Source organism: Galbibacter marinus, assembly GCF_000300875.1.
In the GTDB taxonomy this organism is placed as follows: domain Bacteria; phylum Bacteroidota; class Bacteroidia; order Flavobacteriales; family Flavobacteriaceae; genus Galbibacter; species Galbibacter marinus.
Genome location: NZ_AMSG01000004.1, coordinates 1 through 20,406, shown reverse-complemented (window position 1 = coordinate 20,406; position 20,406 = coordinate 1). Strand labels below are relative to the sequence as shown.

Here is a 20,406-nt window from a genome sequence, read left to right as displayed (position 1 = left end):
TCCATATTCGATAAGTCCCATCAAGTTTATAACTTCTAACAAGTTGTTTAAAACTTTAATTAAAGGCATTTCAAAAGTACTTTTTTAAAGAAATATAATATGTACTTTTGCGCAAAATATAACATAATTAGTCGATTAGTATGAAAACAGATTCTTTCGTTACTCGTCATGTTGGACCTCAAGAAGATGATTTAAATAGTATGCTTAACGTCATAGGCGTTGATACTATTGACGAACTTATAGCACAAACTGTCCCTGCAGGGATTAGACTCAAGGACGAATTAGACTTACCTCCGGCAATGTCGGAATATGAGTACCTAGGTCATTTAAAAAACCTAGCAAAAAAGAATAAAGTTTTCAGAACATTTATTGGACTAGGATATCACGAATCCATTACTCCTTCGGTGATTAAGAGAAATATCCTTGAAAACCCAGGATGGTATACCGCATACACTCCTTACCAAGCAGAGATCGCCCAGGGTCGATTAGAAGCCCTATTAAATTTCCAAACAATGGTCTGTGACCTAACTGGAATGGAAATTGCAAATGCATCCTTGCTAGATGAAGGTACCGCTGCTGCAGAGGCAATGTCTATGCTTTTTAGTGTTCGAAGCCGTGATCAAAAGAAAAACGGAGCTAACAAATTCTTTGTTTCAGATCAGGTTTTACCACAGACCATTTCGATCCTTAAATCGCATGCAGCTCCACTTGATATCGAACTGCAAATAGATACATACGAAAATTTTGATTTCTCAAGTGATTATTTTGGAGCCCTGCTTCAATATCCTGGGAAATTTGGAGCGGTCTACAACTACCATGAATTTGTAGCTAAAGCCAACGAAAACGAAATTAAAGTAGCCGTTGCTGCAGACATATTAAGTTTGGTGAGTTTAACACCTCCTGGTGAATTTGGAGCTGAGGTAGTAGTGGGAACAACACAGCGCTTTGGTATTCCATTAGGATATGGTGGACCACACGCTGCTTATTTCGCGACCAAAGAAGCCTATAAAAGAAATATCCCAGGAAGAATCATTGGGGTTACAAGAGATATGGATGGACGTATAGGACTCCGTATGGCTTTACAAACTCGTGAACAGCATATTAAAAGAGACAAAGCAACCTCAAATATTTGTACCGCTCAGGTACTTCTAGCAGTAATGGCTGGAATGTATGCTGTTTACCACGGTCCCAAAGGATTAAAATATATTGCAGACAAGGTACATCATTCCGCTGTAAGCCTTAGTGATGCATTAAAATCTTTAGGATATCAACAAAATAACGCATCTTATTTTGACACCCTTTTAATCGAAGCAGATGCTTCAAAAATAAGACCATTAGCGGAAGCACAACAAATCAACTTTTTATATCCTAAGGAAGATAAGGTTGCTATTTCTTTGAATGAAACAGTAAGTCTTAACGATCTAAATGCCATTGTTAGGATATTTGCTGAAGCTGCTGGAAAAACAGCGAACGACATATCAGAAATCACCCAGAAAACCACCATTTTAGAAGAAAATCAAAGACAAAGTCCATTTATGGAGAACGAGGTATTTAACAATTACCACTCCGAGACAGAACTTATGCGTTATATCAAAAAGTTAGAACGAAAAGACTTAGCGCTTAACCATTCGATGATTTCTCTTGGCTCCTGTACTATGAAATTAAATGCGGCCTCTGAAATGCTTCCTATTAGCTGGGATGAGTGGGGTAACATTCACCCATTTGTTCCTTTAAACCAAGCGGAAGGATATTTGGAAGTATTAAATGAACTAGAGCATCAGCTCAATGTCATCACTGGATTCGCTGGAACTTCACTTCAGCCTAACTCAGGTGCTCAAGGAGAATTTAGCGGACTCATGGTCATTAGAGCATATCATGAAGCCAACGGACAAGGGCATAGAAATATTTGTCTTATACCGGCCTCTGCGCACGGAACCAATCCAGCATCGGCTGCATTAGCAGGCTTTAAAGTCGTGGTTACCAAAACAGATGAAAAAGGGAACATCGATGTTCAAGATTTAGGTGAGAAGGCAGAAAAATACAAGGATGAATTAGCCGCTTTAATGGTTACCTATCCTTCTACCCACGGGGTATTTGAATCATCTATCAAAGAAATCACAGAAATCATACACCGAAACGGTGGACAGGTCTATATGGATGGCGCAAATATGAACGCACAAGTAGGCCTTACCAACCCGGCAACTATTGGAGCTGATGTATGTCACTTGAATTTACACAAAACATTCGCCATACCACACGGTGGTGGTGGCCCAGGTGTAGGTCCAATTTGTGTGGCACCACATTTGGTAGAGTTCTTACCTTCAAATCCAATTATTACAACTGGTGGAGATAACGCTATAGAAGCCATCTCATCTGCACCTTTTGGAAGCTCACTCGTTTGTTTAATCTCCTATGGTTATATCAAAATGTTAGGACGTAAAGGACTTAAAACAGCTACTCATGCAGCTATTTTAAATGCCAATTATATCAAGGCTAAACTCACTGGAACTTTTGAGGTATTATACACAGGTGAAAAAGGAAGAGCAGCTCATGAGATGATCATTGATTGTAGACCCTTTAAAGCTAAAGGAATCGAAGTTACAGATATCGCTAAACGCCTTATTGATTATGGATTCCACGCACCTACTGTTTCCTTCCCAGTAGCTGGAACTATCATGATCGAGCCTACTGAGAGTGAAAGTGTGGATGAATTAGATCGTTTCTGTGAAGCATTAATTTCTATTAAAAATGAAATTGATCAAATCACTGATATCAATGCAGAAAATATATTAAAAAATGCACCGCATACATTAAGAATGGTCACCTCTGATACATGGGAGTTCCCATACAGTAGAACAGAGGCTGCATATCCTCTACCCTATGTGGCAGAAAACAAATTTTGGCCTACTGTACGTCGTGTAGATGAGGCATATGGAGATCGTAATTTAATGTGTACCTGTCCTCCGATAGAAGCTTATATGGAAGCTTAACATTCCATACAAATTATATCTTTTATAGCCTTCTGATATTCAGAGGGCTATTTTTTTTATTCACAAATTTGGCGTTGGACATCGTAATTAGATCATTATTGGTATTAATTTCTCCAAAACATAACTTATCTTTAAGAAAATATAGACTCTATGCATACACGGATTATTGGAACTGGATCTTACATTCCATCAGTGATTACAAAAAATGAAGATTTTATCAATCACAATTTTCTCAATATAGATGGTAGCACCTTTGGTAGTGAGACTGAAGAAATCATTGAGAAATTTGAGTCTATTACTGGGATCCAACAAAGACGTTACGTCAGAGAAGACCAAAATAGTTCAGATATTGCTTTTTTAGCCGCTGAGAAAGCTATTGAGGATGCAAAAATCGACAAAGAAACTTTAGACTACATTATTGTAGCTCATAATTTCGGGGATGTTGCAAGTGGAAGTGTACAGGGTGATACTGTTCCTAGTATTGCCACTCGAGTGAAACATTCTCTTGGTATTAACAACCCTAAATGTGTTGCCTATGATCTACTCTTCGGGTGCCCAGGATGGATCGAAGGTTGCAATCACGCCACAGCATTTATCAAAGCCAATATGGCTAAAAACTGCCTTGTAATCGGCGCCGAAACCCTTTCTAGAATCGTCGACAAACACGACAGGGATTCGATGATTTACGCAGATGGCGCTGGGGCTGCTGTTCTTACTGCTTCCACAGAAGAAGGCATCCTTTCACAACTCTCAGCAACATACACCTCAGAAGAAGCATATTATCTTTTCTTTGGAGAGTCCTATAATAAAGAGTTACAAGAAAATAGAAAGTACATAAAAATGTTCGGGCGCAAAATCTATGAATTTGCCGTTACTCATGTCCCCAAAGCAATGAAAGAATGTCTAGATAAAAGTGGGGTGCCAATAGATGAAGTAAAAAAAATATTTTTGCATCAGGCAAATGAAAAAATGGACAATGCCATTTTGAAGCGATTCTATCGCCAATACAATTCTTCGGTACCAGAGCACATCATGCCTATGAACATTCATACTTTAGGAAATAGCTCGGTAGCAACCATACCCACGCTTTTTGATATGGTACGTAAAGGAAACATGGCTCATCAAGAATTACATAAAGGAGATGTTATTATATTTGCAAGCGTAGGCGCAGGAATGAACATTAATGCGCTGGTTTATAAATATTGATATGTACGAAAATAGCTTTCCGAGCAAACGTTATAAAAAAACCATTGAATTTCTAGAAGATTCACTTCCATCGCCTTCTAAAATACTAGATTTAGGAGTGGAAAACCCTTTTAGTCAGCTTATGCGACAAAGAGGGTATCAGGTGATTAACACTACTGGAGAAGACCTCGATTTAGACTTCAAAGCAGTAGAAAACCCACAGGTAGAGGCAGTAACCGCCTTTGAAATATTCGAACACTTACTCGCTCCTTATAATTTATTAAAGGCCATTAAAGCTGAAAAGCTAGTAGCCTCTGTCCCACTACGATTATGGTTTTCAGAAGCCTATAGAAGTAAAACCGATCCATGGGATAGGCATTACCACGAATTTGAAGATTGGCAATTCGATTGGCTCTTGGAGAAAACTGGATGGCAAATTAAAAAATCAGAAAAATTTACAAACCCAGTGAAGAAACTCGGTTTCCGGCCTTTATTGCGAAATTTCACACCACGATATTATTTGATCTATGCTGAGCGTGTTAACAATCAATAATTCCATTCGAAGCCTATGAGATATTACGTGGTTATTCCAGCACATAATGAGGCTGGTTTTATTGAAAAAACACTTCAGAGCCTGGTGGATCAAAGTTTACTCCCTGTAAAGGTGATCGTGGTGAATGACCATTCCACTGATACTACAGAACAACTTATCGATCAGTATATTGAAAAACATGCCTTTTTCACCAAATTAAACACCCAATCATCTGAGGATCATATGCCAGGAAGCAAAGTGGTTAACGCCTTTAATAAGGGTCTAGCGCTTTTGGATCAAAATTATGATTTTATCGTCAAATTGGATGCTGACATTATTCTTCCCAAAACATATTTTGAGAAGATAGCTGCGGTATTTACAGAAGATCCGCAGATTGGCATAACTGGCGGTTTTGCCTATGAACAAGATCAAAACGGGCGTTGGTTACTCAATCACCCCATGGGAAAAGATCACATTAGAGGAGCTTTTAAAGCCTATAGGAAAGAAGCTTTTAGTGCTATTAATGGATTGCGCTGCGCCATGGGTTGGGATACCTTAGATGAATTATTAGTCAGATACCATGGATACCGAGTCCAAAGTATTGAATCCTTAAAAGTAAAACACCTTCGACCCACTGGAGGATCTTATAATAAAAAGGCACGCCTACTACAAGGAAAAGCCATGTATACCATGGGCTATGGGCTCAGTTTAACAATGATTGCCTCTTTAAAAATGGCACTTATGAATAAAAAACCAAGGGTTTTCATAGACAACCTCCAAGGATTTTTTAAAGCAAAGAATACTCAAACCCCTTTGATTGTTAGTAATCAGGAAGCCACGTTTATTCGCACCTATCGATGGAGGAAGATAAAATCTAAAATCGGATTAAACTAATATTTTAAACCCAGCTCATTATCGGCAAAAAAAAAGCACCTCCTGGCCAACCAAGAGATGCGTTATTTTTAATAGTATTCTAGTGTTATTGAAGGACTTCACTAATAGGCTCTCCATTACTTCCACTTGGAAAGGTTATTCCTAAAAGCGCAGAGATCGTATTGGCGATGTCTGGAATCTCAGTTCTTTTCACGGTCTCTCCATGTTTAATTCCTTTACCAAAGAATAAAAGTGGGGCATGTGTATCATAGGCATACCCTGATCCATGTGAGGTACCAGTTCGTGAGCTCGAGTCTAGATAACCAGGCTCCCATACAAATAGAACGTCACCAGAGCGGTTAAAGTTATATCCCAATTGTAATTTGGATGCTATCCCTCTAGTAAATTCTTGATTCCGCATAGCATAGCCTGTATAAGCCTCTGCTACATGTTTGTAATTTTTAATTTCATTTACAATGGCATCCTCTATTTCTCTAGAGTTAATTCCTAATTCCTTGATCTCTTGTTGATCTAAAAATATTTGCCCGTTGGAGATGTTCTTTACCAGATCATCACTATCAAAAGTCTCTTTCAAAAATTCATTTAAATTAGTGCGGAACCCTTTACTATCTGCATATCCGCCAGAGATTTTCATATCTTCCAAATAAGCAGGAACTTCTACAGCAGCATGATCAGAGGTTAAAAACACAGTGTACTCACCCTGGCCAACCTTATCATCTAAAAAGTCAAATAATCGCCCAAGATCAAGATCCAATCGAAGATACATGTCCTCAGTCTCAACAGCACTCACTCCAAAGCGGTGTCCGACATAATCTGCAGAGGAAAAACTAACAGCAATAAAATCCGTAATCTCATCCTGTCCTAACTCCTCACCTTCTATGGCAGCCATCGCAAAATCAGCAGTTAAAGAATTTCCATAAGGTACTCCTTTAATCAAATCAAACTTTCCATTTTCTTCCCATAAAGCAGGGAGATCATAAGGGAACGCCGCTGTTTTTTGTGTTTTAAAAGAACCCTCATACGGATTTTCATCTGCAAGACTCGCGGTGTAGGTACCAATATCATATAGGGTGTTCCAAACTTTTTTATACCTTTCTGCCTGGTCTGATTTATTAAATTTCTTCACCCATTTTGGGAGTTCTTTCATATAGTAATCACTGGTAATCCACACGCCTTCATCACTACCGTGAAACCAATAAGCAGCGTCGCCAGCATGTCCAGCTGGTAATATAGAACCTCTATCTTTTAAAGACACACCAATTACCTTGCCTTTAGAAACTGTGGCCAATTTTAATTGATCTGTCACAGTAGATGACTCGAGCCTCCATGGAGACATTTTTCCGGCATCAGATTTTGTACCTACAGAGTTTGCATTTTCATCCTCTGTACAGTAGACCATTCTGTCCTCTGTTTTATCATACCAACTATTCCCGATGATTCCATGGACCTTTGCAGTTGTCCCTGTGTAAACAGAACTATGACCCACGGCGGTATAGGTAGGAATGTAATTAAAATGATTGTTTTTACAGTTAAAGCCTTCGTTTACCATTCGTTTAAAGCCACCGTCGTTATAACGATCCCAAAAACGAACTAAATAATCATAGCGCATTTGATCCACTACGATTCCCACTACAAGTTTAGGTTTACTAAAAGGTTTTACTTCATCTTTACTTTGCGCACTAGCGCCAATAAACCCAGCGACAAACAGGCTGAGCAATAAATATTTTTTCATGTTTTTTAATGTTGAATATTACAAAGCTACTATTTTAAAAACAGCAGCAAAGTTAAAATTCAGATTAAAAGCCTACTTAATAGTATAATATTCGCATTAACTATCCTATTTTTGTTTTATGGTATATTTGGAAAATATTGGTCGGTATTTTATAATGCTAAGAGAAGTATTTAGTAGAGCTACCAAATGGCCAATGCTAAAAAATCTTATTTTAAAGGATATCGATGATCTCATTTACGGCTCTTTGGGCATCATTATATTTATTTCTTTTTTTATAGGTGGTGTTGTATCCATTCAGACAGCCCTGAATATCAACAACCCACTAATCCCAAAATATCTTGTTGGATTTACCACAAGACAATCTGTGATTTTAGAATTTGCTCCTACCTTCACCTCTATTATCATGGCAGGTAAGGTGGGATCTTATATTACCTCCAGTATCGGAACAATGCGGGTAACAGAGCAAATTGACGCCTTAGAAGTTATGGGAATTAACTCCTTAAATTATCTGGTATTACCAAAAATTGTTGCTCTTATGCTTTACCCATTTGTTATCGCGATTGCCATGTACATGGGAATTTTAGGAGGCTGGATGGCTGCTGTATTTGGCGGATATAGCACTAGCGCTCAGTTCATACAAGGTTTACAAATTGATTTTAACACCTTCCATGTCATATACGCTTTTTTAAAAACAATAGTTTTTGCATTTTTACTTGCTACAATACCTTCCTTTTATGGGTATTATATGAAAGGTGGCGCTCTAGAGGTAGGAAAAGCAAGTACTTCCTCCTTTGTCTGGACTAGTGTTGCTATTATTATAGCCAACTATTTACTCACCCAATTACTCTTAGGATAATGATCAAAGTTGAAAACATACATAAATCATTTGGAAGCACCCAGGTACTTAATGGGATTTCTAGTTGTTTTGACAAGGGTAAAACCAATCTTATCATAGGCCAAAGTGGATCGGGAAAAACGGTATTTTTAAAGTGCCTATTAGGTCTTTTCCAGCCAGATCAAGGCAGGATCATATACAACAATCAGGATTATTCTGAGATGGACGAGGATCAGCAGACACAACTTCGACAAGAAATGGGTATGGTATTCCAAGGTAGTGCTCTTTTTGATTCTATGACCGTTATAGAGAATGTCATGTTCCCGCTTCGAATGTTTACCAACCTTACAAGAGAAGAAATGAAGGATCGCGCTGCGATGGTTCTACAACGCGTGAATTTAGTTGATGCAGACAATAAATTACCCTCTGAAATATCGGGTGGAATGCAAAAGCGGGTAGCCATCGCTCGCGCCATTGTCAACCAACCAAAGTATCTATTCTGTGATGAACCCAATTCAGGACTAGATCCAAAAACAGCTATTGTAATCGACAACCTCATCCAGGAAATCACTAAAGAATACGACATCACAACAGTGATCAATACACACGATATGAACTCTGTAATGGAAATAGGCGAAAAAATCCTATTTCTAAAAGATGGTTTAAAGGCCTGGGAAGGCACTAATGAAGAAATATTCAGGACAGACAACAAAACAGTTACAGACTTTGTATACTCTTCTGATTTATTTAAAAAAGTTAGAGAGGTCTACCTTAAAAAGTAAAAAGCATAAAAATATCTGACGACCCTGCTATTTAAAACAAATTAAACAGGATCGCCAAATAACATCTCAAAACTCTAGCCAGAGGCTAGCAATAAACAAAGTACTAGTTCAGCAGTAAATTAGTAGCACAATTCGCGAACTGGCTGATTTACTGATATACAATTCAGTTCAGGACATTCCACGTTGAAATATCCATAGACTGCTTTATTTCTGCATTCTGCAACAGTATAATAGTTAAAGATTTCATCTACGGGAACAAATTTCACTACAAGTCGCTGATGTTCCATATAAGTAGAGGGAATATTACAGTATTGACGATCCACAAAATAAACCATAAAACGATACGACATTCCACTACTAATCATCGTTCCTTTAATCGGAATCTTATTTCCATTCCAAAGAATATCTTTTGGTTCGGTGTCAATGTTAGTCCGTTCGATTTTGAAATTTAATGCAGTCATGATTCTAAGTATTAAGTTGGTTTGTTATACAACAAATCTATAGAATCACTATAGGGGAAAACAGAGGTAAAAGCTTGGTTTTAAAAGGGTGTTTTTCCTATGACACAATCGTTCAACGGAAAAAAACCTTGTCAAAAAGCACATTTTAAACCAATTGAAGAAAAAACGGCATATCCATCTTTATTTTCCAAAAAGAAAAGACGTCAAACTACGGTATCCCACTTTGAAAACTTCGGCTTTTATAGAACACCTAAGATTGGCAGTATTAATTAGTTACTATCAATCTTAATTTTTATTTCATTTAAAAATAAATTTGGTTTTGTATCCACAACTTTTATACGCTTATAAACTAAAAGAGGGATTTACTTTTGATGATAAATAATATCAGTGGGTTTCTAAACTTAAATTAGTTGGAACAAAACACCACAGTTTCTATCCAAAGAAAAGTATAAACAAAATTGTTATACATCCCTTTGGAATAGAATTACCTTATTAGCGCTTTGAATCAAATAAAAAGACCTACTCTTAAAAGCTATTAACCACTTTAGAGGCAGCTTCAATGGTGCGATCTAAATCCTGGTAACTTAGTGCATCATTAAGGAACCAGCTTTCAAATGCACTCGGTGGAAGATAAATCCCTTCTCGAAGCATACCGTGGAAAAACTTCTTAAAATACTCATTATTACCATTGGCAGCTGTCTTAAAATCAACAACCTCCTCTGTAAAATGAACCGATATCATGGAACCTATGGTATTGATAGTGTTCGGTACTTGGGTCTTAGACAATGCCTGTTGTAATCCTTTGTGTAGGTAGGCGGTTTTATCAGTAAGGCTTTGAAATACTTCCGGATTCTGTGACAAATGATTTAACATCGCAAAACCAGCAGCCATCGCTAATGGATTCCCGCTAAGGGTACCAGCTTGATAAACTGGACCTAATGGAGCTAGAAAGCTCATAATTTCATCTCTTGCCGCAAAGGCACCCACTGGAAGCCCTCCTCCGATCACTTTTCCAAAAGTTACAATATCAGCGTCGATTCCTAAAAATTCCTGAGCACCACCCTTAGCTAGCCTAAAGCCTGTCATGACCTCATCGAAAATCAGTAGAATTTCATGCTGATCACATAGCCCCCGTAAGCCTTTTAAAAAGCCTTCTTGTGGAATAACACATCCCATATTCCCAGCTACAGGTTCTAATATTATTGCTGCTATCTCACCTGCATTAGCATCTATGAGTTGCTTGACACTTTCCAAATCATTATAATTGGCTAGCAAAGTATCCTTCGCTGTTCCTTGAGTAACGCCAGGACTATTTGGGCTACCGAAGGTAACCGCTCCACTACCGGCTTGTATTAAAAAGGAATCAGAATGACCGTGGTAACATCCTGCGAATTTTATAATTTTATCCTTTGAGGTAAAACCTCTTGCTAAACGAACAGCGCTCATACAAGCTTCCGTCCCACTGTTTACAAACCTTATTTTATCAATATTCGGCACCATGGATATTGCTAATTTGGCAATATCAGTCTCTATCTTGGTCGGAATTCCAAAAGAAGTTCCCAGGGCCGCCTTTTCAATTACGCTGTTGACAACAGGCTCGAAAGCATGTCCTAGAATCATAGGACCCCATGAGGCTATATAATCAATATAAGTACGATCATCTTCATCATAGATATACGCACCTTTAGCTTGTTTTACAAATATAGGCTCACCACCAACCGAATTAAAAGCTCTAACTGGTGAGTTTACGCCACCTGGAATATATTTTTTGGCCTCAGCAAAAAGGGCACTACTTCTTTTATAAAGCATTGTTCTCTTTTTTTTAATTTAAATATAATATTTGTCCGACATGAATGGTATTATCTCTCAAGTCGTTTTTTCTTTTTAATTCATCTACCGATATATTATGTCGCCTAGAAATTGAATATAACGTATCCCCTTTTGAAACAACATGTTGTCTGCCCGAAGTATTGGTTCGCTTTCGAGATTTTTTACCCAGGCCTTGGTCATCATATTCATAAAGACGGTAGCGCTCAATAAGTGAAATCAATTTTTCTGGATAACGTCTATCAGTAGCATAGCCCGCCTTTCGAAGTCCTCGCGCCCAGCCTTTATAATCGTCTGCTTTTAAATCAAACAAAAAAGCATACCTACTTCTGGTGGTTAAAAACCTGGAATGGTCTGCAAAAGATAATTCAGCATAATCGTATTTTCGAAAACATTCACCCTTGGCGTCATCATCGTGATAAGCCCTATCACCCTGCCATCCTGTGTGACATTTAATCCCAAAGTGATTGTTGGCCTTACGAACTAGTTCACCTTTTCCTGCTCCACTTTCTAAAATTCCTTGGGAGAGCGTTATACTTGCCGGAACACCAAATTCACGCATCTGACGCACAGCAATTGGACTATAGACACGGATATAATCTTCTACAGTTTCTGTATAGACCGTTGTTCTAGAGGTTGACTCCAAAGTTTGAGTTTCTCGTTCTCTATCTCCTGTTCGATCACTTGTCTCTTTAACCACTTCCTTTTCAGGATATCTTTTGGACTGAGAAGCCTTCTTTTTACTACCGCAACTGGCTAATAAAACTAACACGAAAACCACAAAAATCTTTTTTATCATCATGCTAATAATGGTAATTTTTTTCGTTTTAAAACTTGATTCATACCTTCTATGCCCTGTAGTCCCCCAGTGTGTATTGCTAAAATTTTACAGGGACTTTTAAAATACCCTTTTTCCACAAGATCCAAAATTCCATACATCATTTTTCCTGTATAAACTGGATCAAGAGGTATACCAGTGTCGCGTTTGAATTGATTGATAAACTCGACAAGTTGAAGATTTATTTTCCCATAGCCCCCAAAATGATAATCACGAATCAATTTCCACTTACTGCCGGTAGCAAACTTACGGATTTCTGCTTGTAAAAAATCTCCTCTTAAGGCTGGAAATCCCAAAACTTGTTGATTAGCTTGAACACTATTGATTAAACCACTGATCGTTCCCCCAGTGCCAACCGCTACACAGATGTAATCAAAATCCTCATCTTGATCCTGTAAAATCTCCTCACATCCTCGAACTGCATAATCATTAGTTCCTCCTTCTGGGATTAAATAGAAGTTTCCAAATTTCTTTCGCAGCTCCTTAATAAAGCTTTCAGAATCCTTCTCACGGTATTTCTCTCTATCCACAAAATCAAGTTCCATTCCATGGGATTTTGCAAAAGCCAAAGTTGAATTATTTTCTTTTAGGCGAAGTTCTTCCCCTCGGATAACACCAATGGTACTAAAGCCTTGCTCAAACCCAGCATATGCAGTAGCAGCAATGTGATTTGAAAACGCGCCACCAAAGGTAAGCAGCGAATCATAGCATTTAGTTTTAGCTACAGAAAGATTATATTTCAGTTTACGAAATTTATTCCCTGAAACAAACGGATGTATCTGGTCTTCCCTTTTTACAAACAACTCAATTGCATTGTTTTTCAGTAACGGTAAATTGACATGCTGATTGTACAAACGCTCCTTTTTTAAGTTGGCAAAGATACAACAATCCCAAGCCAAAGAAAAATGACAGAAGTCCTAAAAAAGGTACTTTAAAAAACTGAAAAAGGGACGTTTATCTAGGTAATTGAGATCAGATTCATAAGCATATGCTTCCTTTTCAAAACTAATGTTTCTATACGCTTTCACAGAATTTCTATAGCGCAGTAAACCTATAAACCACTCCATTAAATACCAAAGGTAGAACAAGACAATCAAAAGCTCAAGTTGCTGCCGAAGATGGATGCGCTCGTGGTTGATTAATACAGCATCAAACTTTAGTTTGTTTTCTTTAAGAATGATCAGTGGCCATAATGTAAGACCATCATAACGTTTTGGCAATATGTATTTAAAGACTAGAATCAAATTAAAATTTGGTTTAAGTAACCGCTTATTTGTATTTTTCCATTTCAGTTATCTTTGTAAAGATAGCATAATCTAATTTACAGCTTTTTTATGAAAAAAATTATTCCAGACCAAGAGGGAGATTTTTACCTATCTCCAGAGGGTTATAGGGTTTTCACAGAACAATACCACCTAAGAAGAGGGTATTGTTGTAAAAGTGGCTGTAGACACTGCCCCTATGGATACGACAAAAACAAGGATTAAGGGATCCACCTTGGGCTAAGTAAGTTAATAATGTATTAAATCAAACAACGATGACATTTCAAGAAGAAATACTTCAAGGCATACCAAAACAACTTCCCGAGCCAAAACCATATAACAGTAAAGTCAATCACGCCCCCAAGCGCAAAGATATTTTAAACCCACAGGAGAAGAAACTAGCCCTGAAAAACGCCCTGCGTTATTTCGATAAAGAAGTACACCCCCAACTACTCCCTGAGCTAAAGGAAGAACTCGAGCGCTTTGGTCGCATCTATATGTATCGTTTTAAACCGAGTTATCGGATCTTTGCTCGCGGAATTGATCAGTATCCTGCGAAAAGTAAACAAGCAGCAGCTATTATGCTGATGATAATGAATAATTTAGATCCTAACGTAGCCCAACATCCCGATGAGCTCATCACCTATGGCGGCAACGGGGCCGTATTTCAAAACTGGGCACAATACCGTCTTACATTGCAATTCTTAGCAGAGATGACTGATGAGCAGACCTTGGTGATGTATAGTGGACATCCTATGGGACTGTTTCCATCACATAAAAATGCGCCAAGAGTGGTGGTGACTAACGGTATGATGATTCCAAATTATTCTAGTGCGGATCATTGGGAAAAATTCAATGCTCTAGGTGTTAGTCAATACGGTCAAATGACCGCCGGAAGTTATATGTATATTGGGCCGCAGGGAATTGTACATGGAACCACCATAACGGTTTTAAATGGATTTAGAAAACTAGGACGTAGTCCAAAAGGAGGACTCTTTGTCACTTCGGGCCTAGGAGGAATGAGCGGCGCTCAACCAAAGGCTGGAAACATCGCAGGATGTATTACCGTATGCGCTGAGGTTAATCCAAAAGCCATAGAAACACGTCATTCCCAAGGGTGGGTAGATATTGTAATTAAAGATTTAGATGAATTAGCCAATAGAGTTAAAAAGGCAATTCAAAACAAGGAAGTGGTTTCAATAGCTTACCAAGGAAATATCGTAGAGGTATGGGAAAAATTTGATTCTCAAGAAATAAAAATTGATTTAGGATCGGATCAGACCTCGCTTCACAACCCATGGGCAGGTGGATACTACCCAGTAGGGATAACTTTTGAGAAAGCTCAAGAACTCATGGCTAAAGACAGTGATCAGTTTAAAGTTTTGGTACAACAAAGTTTGCGTAGACACGCTGATGCTATAAACAAACACACCGCTAAAGGCACTTACTTTTTCGATTATGGAAACGCCTTTCTACTAGAAGCCTCTAGAGCAGGCGCTGATATTATGAGTGAAGATGGAAGTACCTTCCGATACCCCAGTTATGTGCAAGACATTATGGGTCCTATGTGCTTTGATTTTGGCTTTGGTCCATTTCGTTGGGTATGTGCCAGTGGAAAGGAAGAAGATTTACGTAAAACAGACGATCTGGCCATCAAAGTGTTAGAAGACCTTAAAAAAGATGCGCCAGAAGAAATTCAACAACAACTACAAGACAACATTCATTGGATCAAATCAGCAGAGGAAAACCGGCTGGTAGTAGGCTCGCAAGCAAGAATTTTATACGCAGATGCTCTTGGGAGAATAAAAATTGCTGAAGCTTTTAACAAAGCTATTTCAAAAAATGAAATAGGTTTTGTAATTTTAGGTAGAGATCATCACGATGTCAGTGGAACGGATTCTCCTTATCGAGAAACCTCAAACATTTATGATGGTTCACGTTTTACAGCAGATATGGCTATACAAAACGTGATAGGAGACAGCTTCAGGGGCGCCACTTGGGTAAGCATTCACAATGGTGGAGGCGTTGGCTGGGGGGAGGTGATAAATGGAGGCTTCGGCATGGTTCTTGATGGTACTAAGGAGTCTAGCAATCGCTTACAATCCATGTTATTCTGGGATGTAAACAACGGCATTGCTAGAAGAAGTTGGGCCCGAAATAAAGGGGCTGAATTTGCAATAAAACGAGCTATGGAAGCAGAACCCAATTTAAAGGTTTATCTTCCAAACCACGTAGATGAAGATTTACTGGATACAATAATATAAAAACAATAAATAAATAAGTACCGATGAAAGCCATTAAACTATTTTCTGGAATACTAGTTATTGCACTCCTAATGGGAGCTTGTAGTACCATTCAGGTAGCCACCGACTACGATAGACAAGTCGATTTTAATAAATACAAGACCTTTGCGTTTTACAAACCTGGGATAGATAAAGCAGAAATTTCTGATTTAGATATTAAGCGAATTTTGAGATCCATCCAATATGAATTACAATCTAGAGGGTATCAGCTTTCGGAGAACCCTGATATTTTGGTGAGTATCTTTACCAAAGAAGTAGATCGCGTAAGTGTTTACAACAATGTTGGTTGGGGATGGGGTTGGTATGGTTATCCCTATGCAGGTATGGGTTATAATACAATTTCCAGAGATACAGAAGGTTCTTTATACATCGATTTAATAGATGCTGATAGAAAGGAACTCGTATGGCAAGGTAAAGGAACAGGCTCTTTAATTACAAATGGTGATCTAGCCAAAAAGGAGCAGCGTATAAGAGAATTTGTTCAAGAAATTCTAGAGAAGTTCCCACCAGTACAACCAACCTCTCAAGTAGCCGGGGTTTCAGAGTAATAGTTAAGTTAATATATCTAAGTACAAACCACGCCTTGTTCGCGTGGTTTTTTTGTCTGCTAACTTGGAATAGTACTTAAAATTCTCAGACATTAAGACCCTATCTTATCATACATACGAATAATTTTATACAAGTTCGATTTCTCATCCTAGGCTATCAAATACTACCACTATAACATAACCGACATACTCTATTTCACTATGCACCCATCGAAGAATGGGACTTTAAAAGCTTTTGAATTGAATTTTAGCAGATTATGATAAGCTTTTGTAACTTTAGAAAGACAAAAAAGTGGAAATGGACTCAAATTATCAAAGCAATCCTTTAATAGATCGCTTACCAGCGCATCTTAAACAGTACATCAAACCACAAAATTATGAGCATTACTCTGCCATAAACCAAGCCACTTGGAGGTATGTGATGCGAAAAAATGTGGATTACTTAAAAAAAGTAGCTCATCATTCATATACCGATGGTCTAAAGAAAACAGGAATTGACATTGACCATATTCCAAGTATGTATGGTATGAATCGTATTCTAAAGGATATAGGATGGGCAGCAGTAGCTGTCGATGGTTTTATACCCCCAAATGCCTTTATGGAATTCCAGGCACATAACGTGCTAGTTATTGCCAGTGAAATAAGACAACTTGATCATATACAATACACTCCTGCTCCAGATATTATTCACGAGGGAGCTGGCCACGCCCCTATTATAGCCAATCCAGAGTACGCAGAATATTTAAGGAGGTTTGGAGAGATTGGTGCCAAGGCCATTTCAAATGAGCAGGATCATCAAATATACCATGCTGTTCGCACGCTGTCCATTTTAAAAGAAGCGGAAAACCCAGATTCTAAAGCAATTGAAGAGGCAGAAGCAAAAGTAAATCAACTGCAAGAAACAACTACTCAGCTCAGTGAGATGGCACGCATTCGAAATTTACACTGGTGGACCGTAGAATACGGACTTATAGGTAATATTACTGATCCCAAAATATATGGAGCAGGTCTACTTTCCTCAATCGGAGAAAGTAAATGGTGTATGACCGATAAAGTTCAAAAGATACCCTATAGCATAGAGGCGGCTGAACAAGGTTTTGATATCACAAAACCTCAACCCCAATTATACGTCACACCAGATTTTGCACACCTGAGCCAAGTATTAGAAGAATTTGCCAATACCATGGCAATTAGGCGTGGTGGTTTATCTGGTATAAAAAAACTCATTGCCTCCAATGCATTAGGAACCCTTGAACTCAGTACAGGAATTCAAATTTCAGGGGTATTCTCTGAGGTAATTGAACATCACAAGTCGGCTATATATTTTCAAACCAAAGGAAAAACAGCTCTAGCCTATAGAGATAAGGAACTCGTAGGACATGGCACCGATCGCTACCCAAAAGGTTTTGGAAGTACCATTGGTAAACTCAAAGGAATCAACCTTGCTATAGAAGATATGAGTCCACGTGATTTAAAGGCTTACAATATCTATGAAGGACATAATGTTCAGCTTGAATTTGAAGGGGATATTTATATAAGTGGTAAAATTATTACAGGAACCCGAAACTTAATGGGTAAAATTATTCTTATCAGCCTGGAAAACTGTACCGTTAAACATAAGGGGCGGATTTTATTTTCTCCTAACCAAGGAATATATCAATTGGCCATTGGTAAAGAAGCCATCTCCGCTTATAATGGTGTCGCAGATGTGAAGGGCTTTGACTTAATCACCCATCAAAGTTCTCCTAATCCCGTTGCAAAACCTAAAAGTGACTATCAAAAACAATTAGAGGCCTTGTACCAACAAGTTCGTGATTTTAGAGAAGGCAAAAATAAAACCATCTCCAGACATAAGGTATTTGAACAAATTCAAAACAGTTTCCCTGATCAGTGGTTATTAACGATAGAGTTGTATGAACTCGCTAAAACTTCCGCTGACAAACAATTCGCCCAAGAAATTGTTCAGCATCTTGAAGGCATCAAAGAGCGTCAACCTGAAGTGGGCCACCTAATCGATGACGGAATCTCCTTGGTTGAGCAAGCATTAGTAATCAATTAAGTCAAATCTCCAAAAGTTTTTTAAATTTATCCCCAAATCTATATACACACCATTTTGAAAAAAATAGTATTTATCATCAGTATTGCCTTAAGTATTCTTGCATGTGATAATGACCATAAAAAGGCCAATAGTCACAGCGCTACGGATTCATTAGCATTACAACAAAAAGAGCCTATACGTCTTAGTGATGATGAACTAGTCTCAAAATTACTACGAATAAAAAACAGCGGGCTAAATGGATCAGACAGCGTGTATTATAGAGGAGTGATTAAAAGACCTTCTGACTCCAGTTTTACCGCCCTTAACTTGTACGGAAAAACAAAACAGGAAAACAAGTTAAAGGAATTTAAACAAACCGCGATCCTAAAGAACCAACAAACAGTCACTTCTGACATCCAAGGAAGTGTCTTTAGAATTGATCAGTTAAAAGACGAGGTTTATAAGATATACACCTATGAATCAGACCTCGATAGATTTGTAGCCTATGATATCGATTTTGACAAAGAACCAGTCAGCATAAAACGTAGTCTTCAGACTGGTAATTTCTATTATGATCTACTCCCTAAAAAAGAATTTAAGTTTGATATTGATAACATTCAAAAGTATTTTAATTCCAAAAAAGATCAACGAATCACTGATAATCCCATATTGGATTCTATTAGTTATGGAGCTCTCGTATATACGGATCAAGAATTACTTCGAATTGGGCAAAACCTTAAGATAGATACCTATTATTATGTTTTAGAAAATAGTGTTTTAGAAAAATTAATTGTTCATAGCACTAAAGGACTTGGTGATCAGATGACCTTAAGTGGCCAAATTAACAACCCTAAAGAAAAGGTGAGTATTAGCAGTATTTTTAAAGATGACCAAAGTTTTCAACAAACCGAGCTAGCTGAACGTTTGCAGAAAGATTCAAAACACCTAGTTAGTTACACCATCGATTCTGTTATAAAAAATTACCAGTACAATAAAGAATTTGAATTCACCCTAAAGAGCATTGACTCCTTCCAGAGGTATGAAAATTACCCGCAGTATTATCCAAATCTAATCGATAGTACCTTCTATACCTATAGTAAGGACTTTGAGATGAATAATGAAAAGCTATTATGGCGTTATTCGGTGCGCTATACCAGAAAGACTAACACCAATCCAAATCCAATTGAAGTATCTATCTCTAGTAGAGAGCTTATACGATTAGCCGATAGTAGTGTTGTCTTTGAAGCTCCTTTAGCCCCGATTAAAAAACCTTCTGCCATAGCGCAGTTATCTCAGCATGAATTTAATCCTAGGGATTTTGATATCAATTTTGACGGTTATAATGATTTGAGTTTCCCGGATGGTTATGACCTTAACAGAAATGCCACTCATGCGGCCTACATTTATGACCCACAACTAAAAACATATCTTAAAAATGATACGCTCACAGGGCCTTCCCTTGCGCCATATATCCTATTAGATAAGGATCATAAACTAGCCATCTACACCGCTAAAATAGGGGCAGACGATTACAGTGTACGCATTGTTAATATGCTTGCAGATGGAAAAGGAATAGCTTTTAGAGAAACCTATTGGAGTAGCCATGCTAATAATAAGATCAGTATAAATTACCAAAAAACGGTTTCCAATGCTGTAGTAGAACAAGCCAGTGATGTTGCCAATGATAAACAATGGAGCACAACTGATTTTAAAAACCAATTCCTAAGCTGGGTCAGCAATCAAATTGGCAAAAATAAATAGCAGGTTCATGCTTTAAAACACAAGCGGTTATATTTTGTCATTCTTACCCTAAAACGGTAGCTTTAACTATAAACTACCCAACAACGCATAGCGATGGATTGGGTTTTAAACCTGAATGAACATGAGCAATAGTGCAACACATATCATTCGATTTTCCGACACGGTTTATGGCGCGTCCAAGGGTAGCTATATTGATAGATGCGTTCACATCAGCATCCATATGGCTTCCACAGTTTTGGCCCTTAAAGTGCTTGTTAGTTCGTTTACCAATATATTTACATACATTACAGATCTGACTAGTGTATCGAGGATTAACAACTACTACAGGGACGCCCATAAGCAATCCTTTGTACTCCAAAAAGGAGCGAAGTTGTCCAAAAGACCATTGTCCAAGTTTGGTTCTAAATTTTTTGTTTCT

At 38.0% G+C, this 20,406-nt stretch carries 18 protein-coding genes; 11 read left to right on the top strand and 7 right to left on the bottom strand.

Translation table 11 applies throughout. The annotated features are described in order from the left end of the window. Window positions 1-140: 140 nt before the first annotated feature. The 4 genes from gcvP to I215_RS04705 all read left to right on the top strand — a co-directional run bounded on the left by gcvP (window position 141) and on the right by I215_RS04705 (window position 5,601). Window positions 141-2,990, top strand: coding sequence for an aminomethyl-transferring glycine dehydrogenase (gcvP, locus tag I215_RS04720; protein ID WP_008990817.1), 2,850 nt, complete (start codon window positions 141-143; stop codon window positions 2,988-2,990). Between the two features lie 150 nt (window positions 2,991-3,140). Next, entirely contained in the window at window positions 3,141-4,196 is a 1,056-nt protein-coding gene (locus I215_RS04715) for a 3-oxoacyl-ACP synthase III family protein (RefSeq protein ID WP_008990816.1), read from the top strand. A 1-nt stretch (window position 4,197) separates the two neighbouring features. Beyond that, window positions 4,198-4,728, top strand: a complete 531-nt coding sequence (locus I215_RS04710; RefSeq protein ID WP_008990815.1) for a class I SAM-dependent methyltransferase — start codon at window positions 4,198-4,200, stop codon at window positions 4,726-4,728. Between the two features lie 15 nt (window positions 4,729-4,743). Further along, window positions 4,744-5,601 carry a glycosyltransferase family 2 protein gene (locus tag I215_RS04705; RefSeq protein ID WP_008990814.1) on the top strand — a complete coding sequence of 286 codons (858 nt, stop codon included), beginning with the start codon at window positions 4,744-4,746 and terminating at the stop codon, window positions 5,599-5,601. Between the two features lie 85 nt (window positions 5,602-5,686). Here I215_RS04705 and pafA read toward each other — a convergent pair whose 3' ends face one another. Continuing rightward, complete coding sequence (gene pafA / locus I215_RS04700; protein ID WP_008990813.1) at window positions 5,687-7,333, bottom strand: alkaline phosphatase PafA; 1,647 nt, start codon at window positions 7,331-7,333, stop codon at window positions 5,687-5,689. 118 nt (window positions 7,334-7,451) lie between these two features. Between pafA and I215_RS04695 the strand changes: the two genes are divergently transcribed. Both I215_RS04695 and I215_RS04690 read left to right on the top strand, forming a co-directional pair. Next, complete coding sequence (locus tag I215_RS04695) at window positions 7,452-8,189, top strand: MlaE family ABC transporter permease (protein ID WP_008990812.1); 738 nt, start codon at window positions 7,452-7,454, stop codon at window positions 8,187-8,189. Next, window positions 8,189-8,950: an ABC transporter ATP-binding protein gene (locus I215_RS04690; RefSeq protein ID WP_008990811.1), complete on the top strand. Its 762-nt coding sequence runs from the start codon at window positions 8,189-8,191 to the stop codon at window positions 8,948-8,950. Before I215_RS04695 ends, I215_RS04690 begins: the two co-directional genes overlap by 1 nt. Before the next feature lie 119 nt (window positions 8,951-9,069). On the opposite strand, the gene I215_RS04685 is transcribed toward I215_RS04690, so the two are convergent. The 5 genes from I215_RS04685 to I215_RS04665 form a co-directional block, all read right to left on the bottom strand. After that, window positions 9,070-9,411 carry a hypothetical protein gene (locus I215_RS04685; RefSeq protein ID WP_008990810.1) on the bottom strand — a complete coding sequence of 114 codons (342 nt, stop codon included), beginning with the start codon at window positions 9,409-9,411 and terminating at the stop codon, window positions 9,070-9,072. Window positions 9,412-9,936: 525 nt separating this feature from the next. Next, window positions 9,937-11,220, bottom strand: a complete 1,284-nt coding sequence (gene hemL, locus I215_RS04680) for a glutamate-1-semialdehyde 2,1-aminomutase (protein ID WP_008990809.1) — start codon at window positions 11,218-11,220, stop codon at window positions 9,937-9,939. Between the two features lie 13 nt (window positions 11,221-11,233). Then, window positions 11,234-12,037, bottom strand: a complete 804-nt coding sequence (locus tag I215_RS04675) for a glucosaminidase domain-containing protein (RefSeq protein ID WP_008990808.1) — start codon at window positions 12,035-12,037, stop codon at window positions 11,234-11,236. Continuing rightward, window positions 12,037-12,930, bottom strand: a complete 894-nt coding sequence (locus I215_RS04670; protein ID WP_040459871.1) for a 1-aminocyclopropane-1-carboxylate deaminase/D-cysteine desulfhydrase — start codon at window positions 12,928-12,930, stop codon at window positions 12,037-12,039. The genes I215_RS04675 and I215_RS04670 overlap by 1 nt, the downstream gene beginning before the upstream one ends. A 63-nt stretch (window positions 12,931-12,993) precedes the next feature. Continuing rightward, entirely contained in the window at window positions 12,994-13,320 is a 327-nt protein-coding gene (locus I215_RS04665; protein ID WP_040459856.1) for a hypothetical protein, read from the bottom strand. A 90-nt stretch (window positions 13,321-13,410) separates the two neighbouring features. Here I215_RS04665 and I215_RS16285 point away from each other — a divergent pair, with 90 nt between their 5' ends. From I215_RS16285 to I215_RS04645, 5 genes are all read left to right on the top strand, one after another. Beyond that, window positions 13,411-13,563 carry a DUF5522 domain-containing protein gene (locus I215_RS16285; protein WP_162131554.1) on the top strand — a complete coding sequence of 51 codons (153 nt, stop codon included), beginning with the start codon at window positions 13,411-13,413 and terminating at the stop codon, window positions 13,561-13,563. Window positions 13,564-13,613: 50 nt separating this feature from the next. After that, a complete protein-coding gene (locus I215_RS04660) occupies window positions 13,614-15,602 on the top strand; it encodes a urocanate hydratase (protein ID WP_008990805.1) in 1,989 nt (662 codons plus the stop codon). Window positions 15,603-15,625: 23 nt separating this feature from the next. Beyond that, the gene (locus I215_RS04655; RefSeq protein WP_008990804.1) at window positions 15,626-16,189 is read left to right on the top strand and encodes a DUF4136 domain-containing protein; all 564 of its coding nucleotides are present in this window, start codon (window positions 15,626-15,628) and stop codon (window positions 16,187-16,189) included. Between the two features lie 298 nt (window positions 16,190-16,487). Beyond that, window positions 16,488-18,248 (top strand): aromatic amino acid hydroxylase, encoded by a 1,761-nt coding sequence (locus tag I215_RS04650; RefSeq protein WP_008990803.1) that lies wholly within the window; start codon window positions 16,488-16,490, stop codon window positions 18,246-18,248. Between the two features lie 54 nt (window positions 18,249-18,302). Then, window positions 18,303-19,988, top strand: a complete 1,686-nt coding sequence (locus tag I215_RS04645; RefSeq protein WP_008990802.1) for a hypothetical protein — start codon at window positions 18,303-18,305, stop codon at window positions 19,986-19,988. Window positions 19,989-20,061: 73 nt separating this feature from the next. Here I215_RS04645 and I215_RS04640 read toward each other — a convergent pair. Then, on the bottom strand, window positions 20,062-20,406 hold a 345-nt coding region (locus tag I215_RS04640), incomplete at its 5' end, for a zinc ribbon domain-containing protein (RefSeq protein ID WP_008990801.1).